Origin of the sequence: Aliiglaciecola sp. 2_MG-2023 (assembly GCF_030548145.1) — a bacterium.
Classification (GTDB): domain Bacteria; phylum Pseudomonadota; class Gammaproteobacteria; order Enterobacterales; family Alteromonadaceae; genus Aliiglaciecola; species Aliiglaciecola lipolytica_A.
This window is the reverse complement of the sequence record NZ_JAUORY010000002.1, coordinates 389,277-408,910: the sequence shown is the minus strand read 5'-3', so window position 1 is coordinate 408,910 and position 19,634 is coordinate 389,277. Positions and strand designations below refer to the sequence as shown.

The window sequence follows — 19,634 nt, the reverse complement described above, 5'->3', positions numbered from 1 at the left end:
GATGTAAAATGCGCTTTTGGTTAATTATTATAGTTCTAATTGCAGTAGTGATGGATCTTGCTCATCAAAAATCACAACCTTATCTCTCCCCCCTCGTTTCGCTTGATAAAGGGCTTTATCGCATTGCGCCATTAAACACTCTAGTGTCATGCCTTGAGCATATTCGGCTAAACCGGTAGAGATAGATAGACTGAGTCCATTTAGATCAAATGAAATCGGTAGTTGTTTAACCTTATGGGATAAACTTTTAAGTGTTTTTTCAGCATCACCAAGGGATGTATGGGGCAATGCGATCATAAACTCTTCACCGCCAATTCTACCTATTACATCAGTTTGACGGAAAGTATCTAAACATAAGCCACCAAAACTGGTTAACACCTCGTCACCAGCAGCATGACCAAAGGTGTCATTTATTTTTTTAAACAAATCGATATCAACAATAGCCACTGACAATTTAAATTTATGTCGACTGGCCAACTCAATTTGTTGTTGCAGTAACTCAAAAGCATGGCGACGATTGGCCAATCCAGTTAAACCGTCTACATTCGCTAACTTTTCCAATTTGCTTCGATTTTGGATAGTGCGATACACCAATACAATCAATAAACCACATATGATTAGAGTTGCTCCAAATAGCATTAATAACTGTAAATTTTTAGTTTCCACATCGTTGATGCTAATTTGCTGTGTGCGGTTTTCTTGTTCTAATAGTTTATTTTCCCGATCCTTAATTTCGATTTCATATTTAGACCGTAAACTGTGTAATTGCTGGGTACTTTGTTGACTCAAAACTCGTTGTTTCCAAGATACTGTTGCTTCTAGCTTTTCAAATGCCTCTGGGTACTTACCTTCTAATGCCAATAGACGGGCATGCATTTCTTCAAGCGAGATATTTTGTACCGGCATATTATCTGGATCGATGTAAGATTTGGCGGCTGCTAAATATTGTTTTCCGTTTTCAATATTCTTTTCTGCTATAGCGACTTTTAACAAAGATAAACTGGTATCTAAAAGCATGTAAATATTTTGACTTTTCTCGAAAATATTGAAGGCCTGTTGTAATTTCGACCTTGCTTCTAAAAAATTATTTTCCATCAAAGAAATACCCGCGATTTCTTTCAAAGCATATGCCACTCCCTGCTCGTCCCCCACTTGCTCGGCTAGGTCTTGTGATTGTTCTAATTGAGAGCGACCTAGTTCACGGTTACCGACGTTCTTATTCGCTCTGCCCAAACCATATAACGCAATACTCAGCTCCAAATAGTTTTTATTTTGCTGATGAAAGTTTGCGGCTTCTTCAAAAAATGGGATAGAAAGGGCATCTTCCCGTCGATATTCATATACCAAAGCTAAAATGCCAGCAACGTCTCCACGGCTTAGCAGTACAGATTGCGGCGCAAGTTCGTAAGCTCGTTGCAGGTCTACTAATGCGCCTTGATAATCCACTAATGAATTAAAAATTATGCCCCTTACATATAAAGCACTCACTAGCAGATTAACGTCGTTGTTTAATTCGGCCCAAACTAGCGCGGCACTGCTGCCGACTAAACCCTCTTTAGGTCTGCCCACAAAATCCAAAGCCTGTGCTTCGTTGAGCTTCGTCATATGAAATAACCAAGGTTGGGTTTTTGCATCGATAAAGCTAAGGGCGGTTCTAGCGTGTTTTAATGCTTTAGCAGGAAAAGACAACGAGTAGTAAACCATACTCAAAGCAGAATGATGCTGAGCATGTTGCAAACTGTCTTGTCCCACTGATGGCGGGTTTTCAAGCAATTTTTGTAATGTTGTCGCCGGTTCCTTGGCTTTTTGTGAAATCAATTCATTATAGGGCGATTGCCACATACTGATAGGTACGGCAACTGACGGCAAGCTTGTTAACCCTATCGTGATAAAGGCGACAATAAGTCGCATAAACTGATACAAAAATTTTCCTCTAACCATCACTGTTGAAAACTGAGTTTTCATTGTAGTGCATTTTTCATCCAAGAAATTATATTAATTCATACCTTAGCTATGCTTATTAAACGATTCGAAAAACTTTAAAAATAGCTTAAGGCGCTGAGATAAATATACTTTTGGTGTTTACACGATCATCACAGATTTGCAAAATAAACAGTTCACCATATTCACTTTCATCAATTTTAGTAGCAACGCCCCCTAACGCAGAAATTAACTCAGGAGTCGTATTACTGTGACCGACTATCAGCACATTAGTTTGCAGTGCCTTGATACTCTGAACAAAAGCTGTCAGTTGCTTAGGCGAGTAGAATTGCACATCTAGTCCTGATCGTTGTGAGAAAGGCTGGGCTGTCTGCTTGGTTCGGTGATACTTAGTTGAATAAATGTGTTGAATATTTTTCGGCATTAAATAATCAGCAAGGGCTTCAGCACGAAGCTGACCTTGTTGAGTCAATCCAGGATCAATGCCACCAGATTGTTTTTCAAAATGGCGAACCAGATACAAGTCATAACAGTAGCCATTTAGTGGCAATAAAAGTAACACTGCATACAACAATTTTATCATTATGGATCCCGCATCGGTAATTTGCCCAAGTCAAATATATCTCAAATGCTAATCTAAAGTGAAACATAGACGGAAAATGTGCAAAAAGTTTGTTTCCACACAAAATTTGCTCTGATTTTTGATATCAAGCAGAGATTCAATTAGCATTCGCAACTTGTACTAGATTATCTTCAAATGGAAACTATCTAGCCTAAAACATGACGGTGCTAATTAAACAACAAAAAAAACAACAAAACTTAATTAACTAGTGCCACATCATAATATGTAGATTCACTATTTTGACGGCGATATATAACGCCCAATAACCTAAGAAGTAACGTTAATGCCCACTTATTCTGGAAATATTCGCAAAATGTGCGGTCAAGCTGAAATTGGCTCTACGGTTGAATATAGTTTACCTATTGGTGATTCGCACATCAGCATGAATCCATTAATTGGAACCGCGCTGAAAGTAAGCTATCAGGGCGTGATTAATTGTGTCCATTGCAATACAAAAACCAAAAAAAGCTTTAATCAAGGCTATTGTTATCGCTGTTTAATGAAACTAGCTCAGTGCGATACTTGTATAATCAAACCTGAAACTTGCCATTATGAGCAAGGAACTTGTCGTGAACCCCAATGGGGGGAAGACAACTGCATGAACGATCATTTTGTGTATCTAGCCAATACCGGCACCTTAAAAGTGGGGATTACTAGGCACGTTAGCGATGGTGTTTCAAGCCGCTGGATCGACCAAGGAGCAACTCAAGCAATACCTATCTTACGGGTAAAGAACAGGTTGCTCAGTGGCTTAGTTGAAACGGTAATTAAGCAACATATTGCCGATAAAACGAATTGGCGAGCGATGCTAAAAGAGCACCCTAAAGAAGCTGACTTAATTGCCATGCGAGAACACTTATTTGGTTTAGTGGAAATGGAATTAGATGATATTGGCTCACAATATGGGCTACAAGCAATCAGCCTAATCGATATGCCCGCAATTGACATTCAATACCCTGTGTCTGAGTACCCAAGTAAAATCAAGTCAATTAATTTGGATAAAGAATTCGAGTTTGAAGGTGTGCTAAATGGCATCAAGGGACAATACTGGATGTTAGATAATGATCGGGTGATTAATATGCGTAAATACTCAGGGTACCATTTAGACATTACAACCAACTAAGTTAATTATTTATAGGTTAGTTTTTAGCGACTATAGCAGTAAATCTAACACTATTTGGCTAGGCAGACAGTAGGCACTTTGTACTGTCTGCCAGCATAATTTATTGGCAAATTTAAAACCTATTCTACGGCGATCCCCGCGGCACTGGCTTTATCTAGTTCTTCATCAAGACGTTTGGCTTCGTCTGCTCTTGGTTTAGTGAATCTGGCTAATCCTAAATACAGCACTGGAGTTAGATAAAGGGTGAACACCACTGCAATTCCAAGCCCACCAAAAACGACCCAACCAATAGCGTTTCTAGCTTCAGCTCCAGCACCGGTAGAGAGGATTAAAGGTAAACCACCTAAAATGGTAGACACTAAGGTCATCATAATCGGCCGTAATCTAACTTTGCCGGCTTCTATTATGGCAGCATAAACACTGTAGCCTTGGTCACGCATTTGGTCGGCAAACTCCACCAGCAAAATACTATTTTTAGCCAATAGGCCTATCAACATCACCAAACCAATTTGCGAATAAATATTAATCGAAATTCCAGTGATATAAAGAGCGAATAAGGCAGATGCGATACCAAAAGGCACGGTTAAAATCACCACCACAGCACTATTCACACTTTCAAATTGAGCCGCCAGTACTAATAAAACTATAATAAACGCCAACACATAGGTCATCAGCACTTGTTGAGAGGTCTCTTCGAATGTTTTAGCTTCACCAAGAAACACTAAGCCAATTCCTGGCGGCAAGGTTTCTTGGGCTAATTGGCGAATACTTTCTACCGATGTTTGCATCGAAGAGTCATCAACCAATTCTAGTTCCAATTTAATCGAGCGGCGTTGAGCATGACGTTCAAGTTCTGATGCAACACCTTCTTCGGTTATATAAGCAAGACTAGATAGCGGTACTAAACCACCATTTTGTGAAGATACATAAAGGTTGGTGAGATCAGAAGGATTAGCTAAATTGGCATTAGATGCCTGCAGAATGATTGGTATGGCCTGATCACCCACATTCAAATCTGCGATGTCATCACCATTGATAGCCGCTCTGAGGGTGGTTGATATATCCGAAAATGATACCCCCAATTCTTCAGCTCGACGTCTATCTATATTCACTCGCAATTGCGGTTGCGTAGGTTGATAGGAAATTTGAATGTCGCCAAACCCTGAAAGCTGTTGTTCAATTTTTGCTTTAAAATCTAGCGAAGCCTGATAAATTTCAGCATACTCTTCGCCGGTCAAAGCCAGTTCCAATCCTCCGCCTTGGCCCCGTAAATTTAGACTATTCGAACCAAAAGCTCGACCTGGTGCGCCGGGAATTGCGCCAACTTCAGCTTGTAATTGCTCAATAATCTGTTGTTGCGATTGACTACGTTCATCCCAAGGCACCAAAGGCGCCGTAATAAACACAATATTAGGATCCCACTGCCCGACTACGGTATAAATTGATTTAACCTCACCTTTTTCAACATAAGGCATCAATGCATTTTCTATTTGCATGGCTTGGCGATCCATGAAGTTAACCCCTACACCATCGGGACCTCGGGCAAAAATACGGATATTACCGCGATCTTCGTTGGGTAAAAGCTCATTATCTAATGATTGATATAAATAACCGGCGTATGCCCCAGCAGCCAATGAGAGTAATAAAATTAACCAGCCATAGCGTAAGCTCCAAGCTAGACTTCGCTCGTAACCCCGAGAGCACCATTGCCCAAAACCGCCCAAAAAATGCTTACTATTTTTCTTAATTGGTAGTCTCGCAGTTAATGCCGGCACTAGAGACAAAGCCACAAAAGATGAAATAATCACTGAACTGGCTAAGACACCACCAAATTCACGAAATAAACGTCCCGCCGTTGACGGCAAAAATGCAATAGGAATAAACACTGCGGCCAATACGGCTGTGGTTGCTACTACAGCGAAAAACACCTCGCGACTGCCGATAACCGCCGCCGCTCTTGCCCCTAAACCGAGCGAGCGCCGTCGTTGTATATTTTCTGAGACCACAATAGCATCGTCAACAATCAGACCTGTGGCCAGCACCAATGCCAACAGTGTGAGAATATTTATCGAAAAACCTAACATCCACATCACCGCCAAGCCACCGACTAAAGACACAGGTATAGCAAGTGCAGGTACAATTGTTGCCCGACCGGAGCCGATAAACACCCAAAGCGTTAATACAACTAGGCCAATAGTAAACGTCAACGAGGTAATTACTTCTTCTACAGAGCCACGGATAAATTCCGCATCATCTGAGGTGACGACGATATTTAACTCTGGAAATCGCAACTGTTGTTGCTTGACCATTTTCAGAACTTCATTTGAAATTTCAATGGTGTTTGAGCTGGCTTGCCGTAAAACCCCCAACCCGATGACAGGGGTACCGTCTAGACGCACCAGACTTTGCGCGTCCGCGGGACCAAAATACACACTTGCCACATCTGCCACACGGGTGTCGCCTCTAATAACAATATTTTCAACTTGATCTGTGGTCACCGAGGTCGCGTCTGCTCTAACAATCAGTGTTTGGTCGGTTGACCTGAGGCTACCCGCTGGAACATCGAAAGGGGCAAGTCTGAGGGCATCAGCCACATCTGTTACCGATAAGCCAAAACTGGTTAATCGTAAAGGATCGATTGTGACGCGTAACACCCGCTCTCGGTCACCATTAAGCCGCACATCGGCGACTCCAGGAATACTCAGAAACATCGGCGCTAAGTCAGTTTCAACCATTTCGGTCATTGCTTCCATACTCATGTTGTCACTGGAAACAGCTAAGCTAACTACTGCTTGAGCGTCGTTATCCGCTTTGATAATAGAAAGTCGTTCAACTTCATCGGGTAATTCCCGTTGCACTCGGCTAATTGCTTCACGGGTTTCATTGGCAGCGTCTTCTAAATTGATACCGGGACGAAATTCCACAACGGTTCGTGAATTGCCCTCTTCACTTTGTGCTCTGATGGAGTCAACCCCACTTACACGCGCAATAGCGCCTTCTAGTCGACTCGTTACCTCCATGTCAACAGTTTCGGGGGAACCTCCCGGATAGCTAGCAGAAACAGTTAACCTAGGACGGTCTACATCGGGTAACTCACGCACTTCAAGACCGCTTAGTGCAGCAATTCCCGCTATCATGATTAACAAATTGATTACCACGATAAGTACGGGTCGGCGCACCGACAAAGACGGTAAGTCTTGTTGATGATGGGAAGATGAGTTCATTAATTTGTCTCCTGTGCTCGGACTTTAACAGCCTGCCCTGGTCGCAAACGTTGAATACCTTCGACTATCAATTGCTCACCTTCGCTTATATCTCCTTCTACCGGCAGATAACCGCGCATACGCTGTTTAATTTGCACCTCTACTTTCACCGCTTTACCATCTACCATCTTCCAAATGTATGCACCGGTTGCGCCCCATGAAAGGCCTGATTCAGGAATAACTGGATAAGATTGCCCCTGCACACTGATGTTGACGCGAAAGCTCATTCCTGGACGGTAATTATCTTGTGCATTGTCTAAAATAGCGCGAGCTAAAATAGTGCGATCAGTATCACTGATTCTTGAATCTAACTGGGCAATTTCAGCCTCTAGTGTGGCTTCTCGATTGGTCCATGGTTGTACGGTAACTAAACTGTCTTTTGCTAGCGTATTGGCGGCAGATTCTGGGGCACGGAAATTGATAAACAATTGGCTTCGGTCATCTAAAGTTGTGATTAAGGTTTGTTGGGTAATGCGGTCGCCAACTTCCACATCAGTGAGTCCCACATAACCTGTAAAAGGCGCGATGACTATTCTGTCTTGTAATTCTATCTCTGCATCAATCACATCCATTTTTGCTAACTCTTTAGCAGTTGACGCCACATCTAGTGCGCTTTCTGTTACCGCACCTTTGCTACTACTTTGCTGTAACCTAGTTAAATTCCTAGTCGCATCATGAAGTTGAATCTTGGCCCGTTGTAAAGCCGCTTTTTGACGACGAGAATCAAGCTCTAACAATACCTGACCTTGCACAACTTTTTGTCCAGGTACAAAGTTTACGGCCACAACTCTATCTGCGGTAGCCGGAAAGATATCCACAGATTTTATAGCTTCAGCTGAACCCACGGCCTCCACCGAAGAGCTTTGAGTGTCTAAACTAACGCTATTTACAATAACTTCTGTTGGTCCTTTGGCGCCAAATTGCTGAGCATGAGCAGAATGAAAAATCGTCAATGTGACAAGTATGATAGGAAGCAACAGTATTGTAGTGATGTAATTCATCCGTTTATTCACCATGTAAAGTTTTGAAGTGTTACGTAACTAACGGCCATTTTGATTTTATTTTCATCATAAAAATTAAAAACTCAGTTAGATATCTGAAATAACAGAGTTTTTCATCTAACCTGTAGTTATTGATGTAGTCAGTCGTTAATGGAATGTTATAAGAGCATTAGAGGTTATCAAATACAACTGAGAATAACGCATAAAAAAGGCGTTGGTCGAATTCACTATAATAAAAATAATAAATGGTTATTTTTCAGTTAGAAAGGTACGAATTGATTCTTTGTAATTTCGGCTTACTTTAATCCGCTCCGTGCCCCCTTGGAGCTGTAAAAAGAACTCACCTTTAGTATGTGGTATGACTTTTTCAATGAAGTTCAGATTGACGATAGTGGAGCGATGGACCCGCTTAAAAACTGTATCATCAAGCTCTTCTAGCAATTCTTTGAGAGTAATACGCTTGATATGGGTTTCTCCCTCAGCATGCAAACACACGTAATCCCCAGCGGCATCAATCCACTCGATATCGGATTGTTTGAGCAAGGTAATTTCATCCCGCTCTTTAATCACAATTTTACGTTCTAGGTTATTGTTTGCATGATTAGCCGCAAGTTCTTCGTCTTGTTCAAAATTGCTTTCTCTGCGACTAATGGTATCAATGGCACCGATAATTGGTATTTTATAATCCACCTGTTCATTTGCCGCCATTCGTTCTTGGGCTCGTTCAATTGCTCTTTGAATTCTCTCCGTATCAATGGGTTTGAGAATATAATCAACCGCATGCACATCAAAAGCATCTAATGCATATTGTTCATATGCCGTGGTAAAAACAATCAAAGGAACCAGTTCACTTTGCAGGTTTTTCACCACGTCAAAACCATTCAACCCAGGCATTTGAATATCGAGAAAAACCAAGTCGGGATTTAAGTCCATTATCAATTCAATCGCCTGACGACCATTTTTACCTTCACCAACAATTTCCACTTGTGGTAACTGGTTCAATTTTGCTCGCAGTACATTAAGGGCAAGCGGCTCATCATCGACAATAACGGCTCGAATCTTGTTCATGCAGTTTTTTCCTTGGTATTGGTCCTGTCTACTTTATCCGCTAGATTGTATTCACAAGGAATATTGATAATGGTTTTCAGGCCACCTGATGGTAATAACTTGATATCCATTGAATAATCATCAGAATAAAGTGCTTTGAGACGTTCGTCAGTATTGCGTAAACCAACACCACGTCCGGTAGAGCTTTTCAATTTACTTTTAGCGATTTTAGCCCCAGAGCCAGTATCACTTAATTGTAGTATTAAACGATGATCAACAACATCGGCTCTAAACTCAATTGTGCCACCAGACTCACTTTGCGCAATAGCGTGTTTCATTGAGTTTTCTATAATGGGTTGCAATAAAAGACTGGGCAACAAAGCCGATTTGGCTTCAGCTGTAATCTCAAAATCTAATCTCAAACGATCTTCAAAACGGGTCTTCTCGATCTCCAAATATAAATTTAACGCATTGACTTCGGTTTCCAACGGAATCTTAGTATCTGGATTATTATCCAATGAATAGCGCAAGAACTTGCTCAATTGGACTGTCATTTTTTGAGCCTTGACAGTTTCGTTGCTTTCAACCAACGAGTTAATTGCATTTAAGGTATTGCATAAAAAATGCGGATTGAGCTGATAACGAAGCATCTTAAGTTGTGCATCTCTTGCCACATTTTGTGCTTTCATGCGTTTCAACTGCTCTTCTTTGGCTTCTGATTCCGCTTGCAACAATATAATGTGTTCAGTCTGCAACAATTCATAATATCGAATGCCATGAAACAGACCGGCCCAGCATAGAAAGATGAAAATACTTGCAAAATGCCAACCACCAAACTGCGTCCATTCGGTGCCATCGCCAGTAAGAGAAATAAAGGCATATACACGAGCCATCGTCCAAACAAACGACACCAGCATGACGGTGATAAAACCAACTAGCGCTCGAAAACGAGTACTTTTGTCCCAAATGTGCATGAATACCCAATACAACACCAAGGACAACATTAGTCCTAACAGAGCTTGGAGTATAATATGCAGGATGTGAGGCCAAGAAAATGGACCGTACCAAAGGGTGAGTACCGCAAAACTCATAACACTGACAAATAACCAAAAACCAACTTGCCACAACCAAAACTTCCGACTCGGCTGATTAGCAATAAAGCGTTTTGTAAAATCCGTTATTTTTTGCAACATAGTGAACCTTTCGAAGGTGAATCAAAATTTTACACTCTGCCCGATCGAACCGCCAGTTTTGCAGTCCGCCCTACCGCAGCGGCGAACCACTTTACCGTATATTCACCTTTAAAAGTAAAAAATAAGTTAACGTAAATCGTTAAATTCACTAATATCACGAAATTGATACTTGCTAATCCAGCCCTAAAACAAGAGCGATTAATATGTCAAAACACACTTCATTTTCACTTTTTTACGTCGCTTTTATTTCACTTATTGCTGCATTAGGTGGGTTCTTAATGGGGTTCGATGCATCGGTTATTTCTGGTGTGGTGAAATTTATCGAGCCCGAGTTTGGATTAACCAAATTACAACTAGGCTGGGCCGTTGCATCACTTACCCTTACCGCTACTCTAGCAATGATGATCTCAGGTCCACTAGCAGATAAGTTTGGTCGAAAAACGGTACTAAAAGTCGCCGCTTTCCTATTTTTATTATCTGCCGTATTATCGGCAGTCGCCCCCAGTTTTCTGATTTTAGTTCTGGCGAGAATGCTAGGTGGTTTTGGTGTTGGCGCAGCATTGATAATCGCTCCTATGTATATCGCTGAAATTGCCCCTGCCAAGTTTCGTGGTCGACTGGTATCACTCAATCAATTGAACATTGTTATTGGAATCTCTGCTGCTTTTTTCACTAATTATTTGATTTTACAACTTGGTTCTGCAACAACACCGGAACAAGATACGTGGAATATTCAACAATGGAATTGGCGCTGGATGTTAGGCCTAGAAGCAATCCCAGCGTTGTTATATTTCTTTTGTTTGAATTTTGTACCAGAAAGTCCAAGATGGTTATTACTGAAAAACAGGCCGGACGAAGCCAAACAAGTGCTTTGTAAAACAGTTCCGGAAGCCGAATTAGAAGATACACTTAATAGCATAGAAGCTGGCTTAAAACAGGATAACCAGCAACAGCAAGCCTCACTTCTAACATTGCTTAAACCGAAAATGCGCTTGGTAATGATCATCGGTATTTCAATTGCTATTTTACAACAAATTACCGGAATTAATGCGGTGTTCTTTTATGCGCCTATGATATTTGAGCAAAGTGGATTCGGTACCGACGCATCCTTTATGCAAGCCGTTTTAGTGGGCTTAATTAATTTACTGTTTACCGTGTTTGCCATATTGCTAATCGACAAAGTGGGACGGAAGGCATTATTGATATTTGGTGTATCAGGCATCGCTGTTTGTATGGCCATGATGGCGTTTCAATTTGGTCAAGCAAGTTATCAGTTAGATGCTAAAGCATTAACCGAAATCCCTGTTGAGATTAGCCACGAAAGTCAAACGGCGCTGACCCAAACAACGTACATGAACGATTTGCAATTTAAAGCCGCACTGGTTACGCATTTAGGCGCTGATATAGCACTGAAACATGAATCGGAACTCATTGCTGCTTCGATCAACGTCAACCAGAAATGGGTGCTCATCAGTTTATTAGGTTTTGTCGCTTGCTTTGCCATTTCTCTTGGCCCCGTCATGTGGGTGTTATTTTCAGAACTGTTTCCCAACCGAATTCGCGGCATTGCCATCTCGTTTGTGGGTTTAATTAATTCGGCGGTAAGCTTTTTAGTGCAACTCATCTTCCCATGGGAATTAGCCACCTTAGGTGTCACTTATACCTTTGCTTTTTATGCAATTTTTGCGCTTATTGGCTTAGCGATTATCATCTATTACTTACCTGAAACCAAAGGCAAATCTCTGGAAGAGCTGGAGCACATTTTGGTGCGCTAAAAAGCCAAAACATAGAGACGAGCCTTGCGCTAAACCTAACCAGATTAAGGAGAATAATAATTTAGTTTCTAAAAAAAGTCTTGATGTAGGCTAACCAGCTAACATTTCATATAGTTCTCGATTATGGATATTAGAGACAAAACAAGGAGTTACGCAGAAACAAGTTATTCTGATTTTACTAACGGTTGTTATTTACGGATGTGCCTCTACGCCGCCAAGCGAAGGTGATAACGCTATTTAAAGACTTATGAACAACGGAAAGCTTAAAGTCAATTGTTAACCGCCGAAGATTATGAGCAAACTTCTGGCAATAATTATCAGATCGAGGCATTGTATGCGGACGCGCATAAATGCGCTAAGAAGAATGTTGATTTAGTGGTTACCCTCGATGAAAAGGGTAAAGCAGTGCAAACGTTGACGAATAAAGATGCTCAAACCAATCAGTGCTTTTTGCAGCTTGCGAAACAATAAGAATTTACTCCCCCACCTAAAGCACCATTCTATCTTGCGGTAGAAATGGAGCTTGATTCCTATCAAAACCCATTTCCCTAAGTTTTTGGTCAGTACAACTAACCTATTGAATGATAGTGGCTGGTCGCATTTTTAATATTTTAATGGAAAAATCGATGAAAAAATTGATTCTCATTTTTGTAATTGGCGCTTTTCTGAATGGATGCGCTACTTATGAAATCAAATCAACACGTTTAGATAGTAGCCAGCCACTTGCCCAGAATCACGGTGTAGTTGCACTTCAAGTAATAAATAACACAGGTCGGTTAGCACCACTGCATGCAGGATGGACCGAAGTTATAGCAGTTAGAATGGACAATCACGAGCAAATTAAGCAGGCCGCGATTGAAGAGGCAAAAGCGAAAGCCGCGGCCAAAAACAAAGCATTCAATGAAGATGAAGTGGAGTGGGATCCTGAAGCTTATACTTTTTCACCTAACTCGCAAGGTGTTGTAGATAGTCAGTTATTTGCCGGCAGCATGCCAGAAGGGCAATACATAATTGCTTCTCTTTATAGTTTTTATTCCGATGGCAATATGAGCTCTTGGTTGACTATGCCCGTATATGCTTCAGCTGGTACGTTTAACGTAAAAGCCGGTGAGTTTACCAATTTAGGTAGTTTGGTTTTCCAACCTTTGTTGAATATTAAAGAAACCTCCTTTTGGAGTAATCGCTCTTCTAGCAAAGCCTATGTCACGCGTATTAGTGAAGCGGAAAATCTGCAAGATTTTATTATTGAACATTTCCCCAATTTAGCCAGCAGCGTTAATTTCAATCAATCACTTGGTTGGGAAGATGACAAGTTTGTCCAATTTCGCGACAAATTAAGTAGCCTCTCACGCAACAATGCCTATGGCAGCCAAGCCCTCATTTTAGAAGACCATAAACAACGGGCTGTGGCCGCTAAGTTCGGTCAGTTACACGTTGTAAACCAAGACAATAGTTGGTCTCAAATTGATTTACCGACAAACGGACAACTAACCAGTGTTTTAGAGTTAGACGGCAAAATTTTAGTTGGCTCCGAACGCGGACAAGTATTTGTTAGCGACAGTTTGCAAGGAAGTTGGACAGCAACTCAGCCAGTTTCAGCAGCAGAGTCCATTATTTGGTTTGGTAAAGCCAAGGAGGCGCTATTTGCAGTGACCGCTTCGGCAAAAAATCATTACTTCTACAGCATCAATAAAGACGATTTATCTTGGCAGCGTATAGGGGATTTTGAACGGAAAAACCCGAATGATTTTTGGGTGCAAAACGGTGGGTTATTTCCGATTTTAAGCGCCGATGGTCAACTCAGAGTGCTTAACGATAACAAGCTTCATGATTTCGACGTCGAATCTAACCAGTGGAGTAGCGTGAAATCCTCACCAATGGTGCAAGTTTCACAACTGGAAAATGGCGTATTGGTTGGCTTAGAGGTTAGTCAATGGGATGGTATAGGCGATCAGGCCGTTAGCTTTGATTACGGACAAAGCTGGATATCCCTTAACCGCAGTTTAAAAACTTTTGGGGACAATACTACAGATCGTTCGTTACCCATTGTTCTGGAAGACAAAACCCTTATTACCCTTGGACGAGCAGATAAAACAGTTAAACAACTGCAAATTATTAGTACCACCGCGAATAGTGAGGATGTTTCAAGAAAAGACTGGACTATGCGTGGCACAGCTAAACCAGATTGTGAAATAGCCTTGCCTAAATTAACTAACGGGCAGCGTATTTACTTCTTGTGCGATCAAGGACAAATCGTCAGTACCGATGACTTTGGTCAAACATGGAGCAGCGACGTCAAAATGGACATTGCCGCCATGCAAGCTGAATACGAAAGTTTATTGTCTGCTGTTGCAGAGAAAGAAAAGCAAGAAAAAGAAGCAGAGAAACAAAAACAAGCAGCAGAGCAACAATCCGCTGACAGTGAATAACACGCTAGTTATTTAAAATATTGTTTACTTGTTATCCAAGTATCACCGCTGTACACACGATATCTATATCACGCAAGTACAGCGGTGAATCCAAATTTAGCTAAACAATTGCTGTTTATTTAAACTCAGGTCTATTTTTCGGATTTGCCCTGAACGATCGAACAACATCTGACTTTGTTGTTTAGTTAGGCAGTTTTGCTGCAATCTTTCAATCTTGCCATTTGCGTATTGAATGCAAATCTCACCTTCCCCCTGCTCTTTCAAATGATATACAAATGGTACCTGACACCAGGTAAATCCTAAGCTTTTGCAAGGTAAAGCCAGCTTTTGCCAGTTTCCGTCTATATCGAGGTATGTAAAGTTTGTGGCATCTGCAGAAAATTCTTGGCTGCGCAATAAAGCCGGATTGAAACTCACTTTACCATCGGCTACATGCAAGCCAAACTCAGCAAATCTGGTGAGAATTTCCTCTTTTACTTGGCCAGTCATTCCAGGTTGTTGAGCACCTGCATGTTTTGGCGTATGTGAGTATGGGTCGGTAGGGAAAGCACCATATTGTTCAGGGGTTTTGTTAAAGCCGATACCTTTACGCACTTGATAATAAAGTTCACCTAAGCGCTTAATTAGGTGCTCACTTTGCTGCTCTTCAATTGCCTGAAAGAACTGCTCTTTTACCGCAAGTAATAACTTCGAAACCATGTGCCAATAGATGCTACCAAGTCCTTCAAAGCCAAACATACCACCGGATCTACCAGTAAAGGCATTGTGCTTAAATACATCTTCATAGACAGCTAAAATAAGATTTTTTTCAGCCCCTAGTTGTTCGCCGTATTGCAAAACCAAAGTATCAATTAAGTCGGCAACATCATTGGCATTTTTGAGATCTGCACTAAATCTTAGTATCCCTCGATTGTCTAGCATAATCAGACGCTCATCGTTGTTGGCTAACATTTGTTGGCAAAGAATTGATTTATCTAATGCACCTTTAGGTATTTTATTTTTATCTAAGAATCGACTTTGTGCTCTATCGGGATACAACATGAAGGTTTGTTGGTCCGCACGGTATATGTCTGAATCAAACAACGCATCTAATACCGCTATGGCTTCCTCACCTTTAATTGCACCGCTACTAAGCGCCGCAACCTGACCTTCTAACATAGGATAAAGATGCCCTACTTGTGAACATTTCGGTTCCAGTTTCAACACGTTGTAAGCATGATACAGCCCGTTTTCAGCACGATTACTTTGAATACTATGGTCTATAGCTAACAGAGCATCATCAATAAGGACATGGATTCGGCGCATCACCTGAGTCGTTTTGCCAGTAAATCCCTCAGCTTGATAAACGCGCTTGCGATAAGCTTCTGCGGCCAAGCCAAGGCGCTGCATCATCTCAAAACGCGCAGTGTTTGAAACCGAACCTTGGGTTATTTGTTGCGCGATAGCGTGTAAAGCATCGCAGCTATCTAATAACCACTGGTTCACTTCCAATGATAATTGCACGTCTTGCTGCTGCTCAGCGATAAGCGTTTTAAAGAAATGTAAGTAGCGACGAATGTAATACAAGGTGACCATGGATAAACCTTGCCCCACTAATGCATTATTCGCATCATTCCATTCTGGTCGCTGAGTATTAAGCCAGATGCCTCCGTCAATGACTAAATTACTGAGCTTAGACAACAAAGGAACCAACAACTTTTCGACTAAATTAACTTGGTAAACTTCACCACTTTTAGTCAACACCAATTTGCCATCCGATCCCATCGCCTGTACTCGTTGCTCAATCTTTGCAGCTAACTCTTCATCGTATGAAACGGTATCTTTCGCATTCGCCAATAGCGCGTCAAAATCCTTAATCCGATATGGCACGTTTGCATAACTGAATATGTCAGCAGCTAAAAGTTGATTGAGTTTTTCGGGGTGGAACTGCTTTGACAGCTCTAACATTTTCAGCAAATAGATAATTTGATGATCTCCCCAGTAGCCAATATAGCTCCAGGGATCATCCGGCTCTTCCACTTCCCAATCGATTCCCTGTTTGGTAATACGGTAAGGGTTATAGCCATCCATTGTTGAGGCATTCAAAAACTTGGCGATGACACTTTCAATAAACTGCGGGTAGCTGAAGGTGAGCGATTCCCAGTTTTGAAAAATATCCCGCCAATTGCCTTGGTAGGAAAGCAGTGGATTGCCCTGTTTATCTTTTAAATTGATCGCAAATTGATTCCAAGGGCGGCTTGGATCACCATGGCGGCGTCCAAAGGTAATAGGTAAATATTCAAACGCCAGCCTTTGCAGTTGCAGATCACCCACCTGCTCTACTTCCGCTATTAATGTTTGCACAGAGAATTTATCATCCAGAGCTGCGAGGAAATTCTGATTGGCGTGGTAAACCCCTTGATTAAAGGTTTTCACCGTTTTAATAAAATCGTCTTTTGTAATCAGATATTGATCATTAAAAATACCGCCACGCAATACATTGAACAAGGTATTCGCATAGTGGTGAACTGACACTTCTTCTTCGTTGGTTTGCTGAAAACCATCACTACTGGCCATAATTCTAGCAAGAGCATCACTGCCTGCGGCAATCGAAGAGCTTATTTTGCTTTGCAAAGTACTGGGAGAATTTAACTCCTCAAGTAAAGCAGTAACTTGTTTTTGGTCTTGTTCAACGTTTGCGACTAACATCCAGCTTTTATGCTGAGATGGCATTAGTTCAAATTTACTATTCACCAAATATGCGCCACGAACTCCACGATAAGAGGATTCAGTCACGATTTTTTGTTGATTTTTGAAACTGTTAATTTGCTCTTCCGATAACAAAATATTTGGTTCTTGCAAGCCTAAGCAAAACACCACATTAGCTCGCAACGACTCACTAGGTTCAGCTCTGTCTGTAATGCCTGAATATAAAGTAAAAATGCCGGTTCCAGTGTGTTCGTCAAGTTCATTAAACTTATACGCATCGACTAAATTACTTGACTGAGATTGGGTAAATCGTGGGGTGCCAGCGGGCAAAATGTTGAGCAACCCATCAAGCATTTCAGCGTTCACTTGCTGTTCTGAAATGTTTTCTATCTCAGCGATGCGACAGAATCCGTATTCGTCGCTAGTAGCCCAGGTATAGCGGAATACCAATTGCAAAGTATGATTTATTTCCTCAAAACACAGCTTATTACCCAAGGTATTTTTGTAAAGGTTACGGCTCAGGGAGTAATTGTGTTCGCGCAGATAATTGAACGGTTCCCAGTGATTAACTTTGTCATCCAAAATGATTTTAAACACTGTTTTACACCCAGTGTGATGACTGCTTTCATGGATTTTGTCTACTGTAACATACGGAAACAAGGCAGTTTCAGGAGACACGCGCCCTGCGGTTAAGCCACCAGTTGATGAAACAAAAAGCCAATGGTCGCTATCGGATACCAAACTAATGAAAAAAGCCGGCATTTGATCAACATTTTCAATTTTGTAATAACGTTCACCGGCCAAATTGACAAATGAACCATTAATCTTTTGGTTTATCGTATTTTTCATATTTTTAACTGCTTTGTTAAGTAAGTTGTTAACCGGTGTCGCCACCCATGATTAAAAAGTTGAAGATCTATGATTAGTGTTCCAGCTGATAAATTCGAACGTAGTCAACTTCCATTTTCACAGGGAAGATACTGTCATCTATTGGCCCACCAGCCCTTCCCCAGCCACCCCCGATAGCAAGGTTTAGAATGATGTGATAGGGATGATCGAAAGGCCAGGCTTGCCAACCTTCGCCTTGATTCGAATAGTAGAAATAGGGAATATCATTGTATGCAATAATGATATGCTCTGGTCCCCACTCCAGAGAGTAAATTTGGAAGTCGTTATTGACTTCAGGGCCAATGTCGATACTGGCTTTTCGTTGCTCCCAGTTAACCCAATAGTATGCTTTGTTATGCACAGTTCCGTGGATATTGTGAGGGTCGTAACCAACATACTCCATAATGTCGATTTCACCAGAGTTAGGCCATGCGTCACATTCGTTATTGCCTTGCCATTCGCTATCAGAACTGCATTTAGTAGCGTATTTGAAGGCATCACTAGGTAACATCCAGATTGCCGGCCAGGTGCCTTGCCCCGCTGGTATTCGAGCACGAATTTCTGCCTTTCCGTATAGGAAGTCACCTTTGTCTTTGGCGTGAATTCGCCCCGAAGTATATTCTGCATTTGCAAACTGCTCTTTATGGGCTTCAATAACAAGTACACCGTCTTCTACCCGCACATTTTTCAATCTGTTAGTGTAAGTTTGATCCTCATCATTTACTTTACGAGCAGGCCAAATATCATAATTCCACTTTTCAGTATCTGGCGCGCCTGAATAGTTAAATTCGTCCCCCCAAACCAATTGCCAATGCTGTGGATCTCGTTGTTTACTGCGGACAATAATGGCATGTAAAACAGGTGCATTTTTAACCCCTTCTAGGACAATATTCAGTTCACCATCTTGTACCTTAATATTCGGTATAGTGCGCACTAGCGCTGATAATTTTTTACCATCTCTAGCAACGGTTATATCAAGGTTTTGTATTTGATTTTGCCCCTCGATGTTAATGTTGAACAGCCTATCCGATGCCCGCATATCTGTCGGCTCTGCGAACTTTAAGGTAACGTCATAAATGCCATTCTTTACTGCTAGAGGAAGGTTCATATCGCCTATACGATAGGTTTCGAACAACCTAGGATCTTGAGTTCCTTTTATTCCTTTTGACTGTCCTTTAGTATTTGCGACTGTAAACGTATCGGCTTGATAAAGAACCCCGTCCTGTCCAAGGTACTCAGGACCGCCAACATTAATCGCATGTACTACTGAGGCTGCAAAAACCTCAGATGCCCCTTTGGGCGATGCTGGTTGAAGATTATTTTGTGTTACTTGAGAATTTGTACACCCTGCACCTACCCATATAAAGGAGCATGAAAAGCACAATATGATAAACCGCGAAAAATGATAACTTTTCATACACAGCCCTTGTTTAAATAACGTTAAATTATTAAAAATTTGTTGCTAACTGTATGCAAACTTTTGCGGCATGCAACGTAAACGAGGCAAAGCGGACTAGTGAGGCGGCCAACTGGCCTCATCCCCAGCGAAAACCCCAAAAGCCTTTAAAATAGCGGCTTTAGAATGTATTTGCGATTTATACCCAGCTCTCAAAATTGGTATAATTAGTGTATAAGTCCGTTCCATCTCCTACTAGTCCCGCCTT

At 41.4% G+C, this 19,634-nt stretch carries 12 protein-coding genes; 4 read left to right on the top strand and 8 right to left on the bottom strand.

All coding sequences use genetic code 11. The features are described from left to right. Nucleotides 1-27 precede the first annotated feature (27 nt). Nucleotides 28-1,965, bottom strand: a complete 1,938-nt coding sequence (locus Q4567_RS03630) for a diguanylate cyclase (RefSeq protein WP_303499400.1) — start codon at nt 1,963-1,965, stop codon at nt 28-30. Between the two features lie 85 nt (nt 1,966-2,050). Continuing rightward, the gene (locus Q4567_RS03625; protein ID WP_216049630.1) at nt 2,051-2,524 is read right to left on the bottom strand and encodes a histidine phosphatase family protein; all 474 of its coding nucleotides are present in this window, start codon (nt 2,522-2,524) and stop codon (nt 2,051-2,053) included. 322 nt (nt 2,525-2,846) lie between these two features. On the opposite strand from Q4567_RS03625, the gene Q4567_RS03620 reads away from it, so the two are divergent. Then, a complete protein-coding gene (locus tag Q4567_RS03620; protein WP_303499398.1) occupies nt 2,847-3,686 on the top strand; it encodes a DUF2797 domain-containing protein in 840 nt (279 codons plus the stop codon). 119 nt (nt 3,687-3,805) lie between these two features. Here Q4567_RS03620 and Q4567_RS03615 read toward each other — a convergent pair whose 3' ends face one another. From Q4567_RS03615 to Q4567_RS03600, 4 genes are all read right to left on the bottom strand, one after another. Further along, nucleotides 3,806-6,910 (bottom strand): efflux RND transporter permease subunit, encoded by a 3,105-nt coding sequence (locus Q4567_RS03615; RefSeq protein ID WP_216049628.1) that lies wholly within the window; start codon nt 6,908-6,910, stop codon nt 3,806-3,808. Then, entirely contained in the window at nt 6,910-7,950 is a 1,041-nt protein-coding gene (locus Q4567_RS03610; protein ID WP_303499396.1) for an efflux RND transporter periplasmic adaptor subunit, read from the bottom strand. The genes Q4567_RS03615 and Q4567_RS03610 overlap by 1 nt, the downstream gene beginning before the upstream one ends. Nucleotides 7,951-8,199: 249 nt before the next feature. Further along, nucleotides 8,200-9,018: a LytTR family DNA-binding domain-containing protein gene (locus tag Q4567_RS03605; protein WP_216049626.1), complete on the bottom strand. Its 819-nt coding sequence runs from the start codon at nt 9,016-9,018 to the stop codon at nt 8,200-8,202. Beyond that, nucleotides 9,015-10,190 (bottom strand): sensor histidine kinase, encoded by a 1,176-nt coding sequence (locus Q4567_RS03600; RefSeq protein WP_303499394.1) that lies wholly within the window; start codon nt 10,188-10,190, stop codon nt 9,015-9,017. The genes Q4567_RS03605 and Q4567_RS03600 overlap by 4 nt, the downstream gene beginning before the upstream one ends. A 203-nt stretch (nt 10,191-10,393) precedes the next feature. Between Q4567_RS03600 and Q4567_RS03595 the strand changes: the two genes are divergently transcribed. The 3 genes from Q4567_RS03595 to Q4567_RS03585 all read left to right on the top strand — a co-directional run bounded on the left by Q4567_RS03595 (nt 10,394) and on the right by Q4567_RS03585 (nt 14,394). Continuing rightward, nucleotides 10,394-11,965, top strand: a complete 1,572-nt coding sequence (locus Q4567_RS03595) for a sugar porter family MFS transporter (protein ID WP_303499393.1) — start codon at nt 10,394-10,396, stop codon at nt 11,963-11,965. A gap of 273 nt (nt 11,966-12,238) precedes the next feature. Then, complete coding sequence (locus Q4567_RS03590; protein WP_216049623.1) at nt 12,239-12,436, top strand: hypothetical protein; 198 nt, start codon at nt 12,239-12,241, stop codon at nt 12,434-12,436. A 155-nt stretch (nt 12,437-12,591) separates the two neighbouring features. Continuing rightward, entirely contained in the window at nt 12,592-14,394 is a 1,803-nt protein-coding gene (locus tag Q4567_RS03585) for a hypothetical protein (protein WP_216049622.1), read from the top strand. A 96-nt stretch (nt 14,395-14,490) separates the two neighbouring features. On the opposite strand, the gene Q4567_RS03580 is transcribed toward Q4567_RS03585, so the two are convergent. Further along, nucleotides 14,491-17,931 carry a hypothetical protein gene (locus Q4567_RS03580; protein ID WP_303499390.1) on the bottom strand — a complete coding sequence of 1,147 codons (3,441 nt, stop codon included), beginning with the start codon at nt 17,929-17,931 and terminating at the stop codon, nt 14,491-14,493. A 73-nt stretch (nt 17,932-18,004) separates the two neighbouring features. Then, nucleotides 18,005-19,387, bottom strand: a complete 1,383-nt coding sequence (locus Q4567_RS03575; RefSeq protein ID WP_303499389.1) for a malectin domain-containing carbohydrate-binding protein — start codon at nt 19,385-19,387, stop codon at nt 18,005-18,007. Nucleotides 19,388-19,634 lie beyond the last annotated feature (247 nt).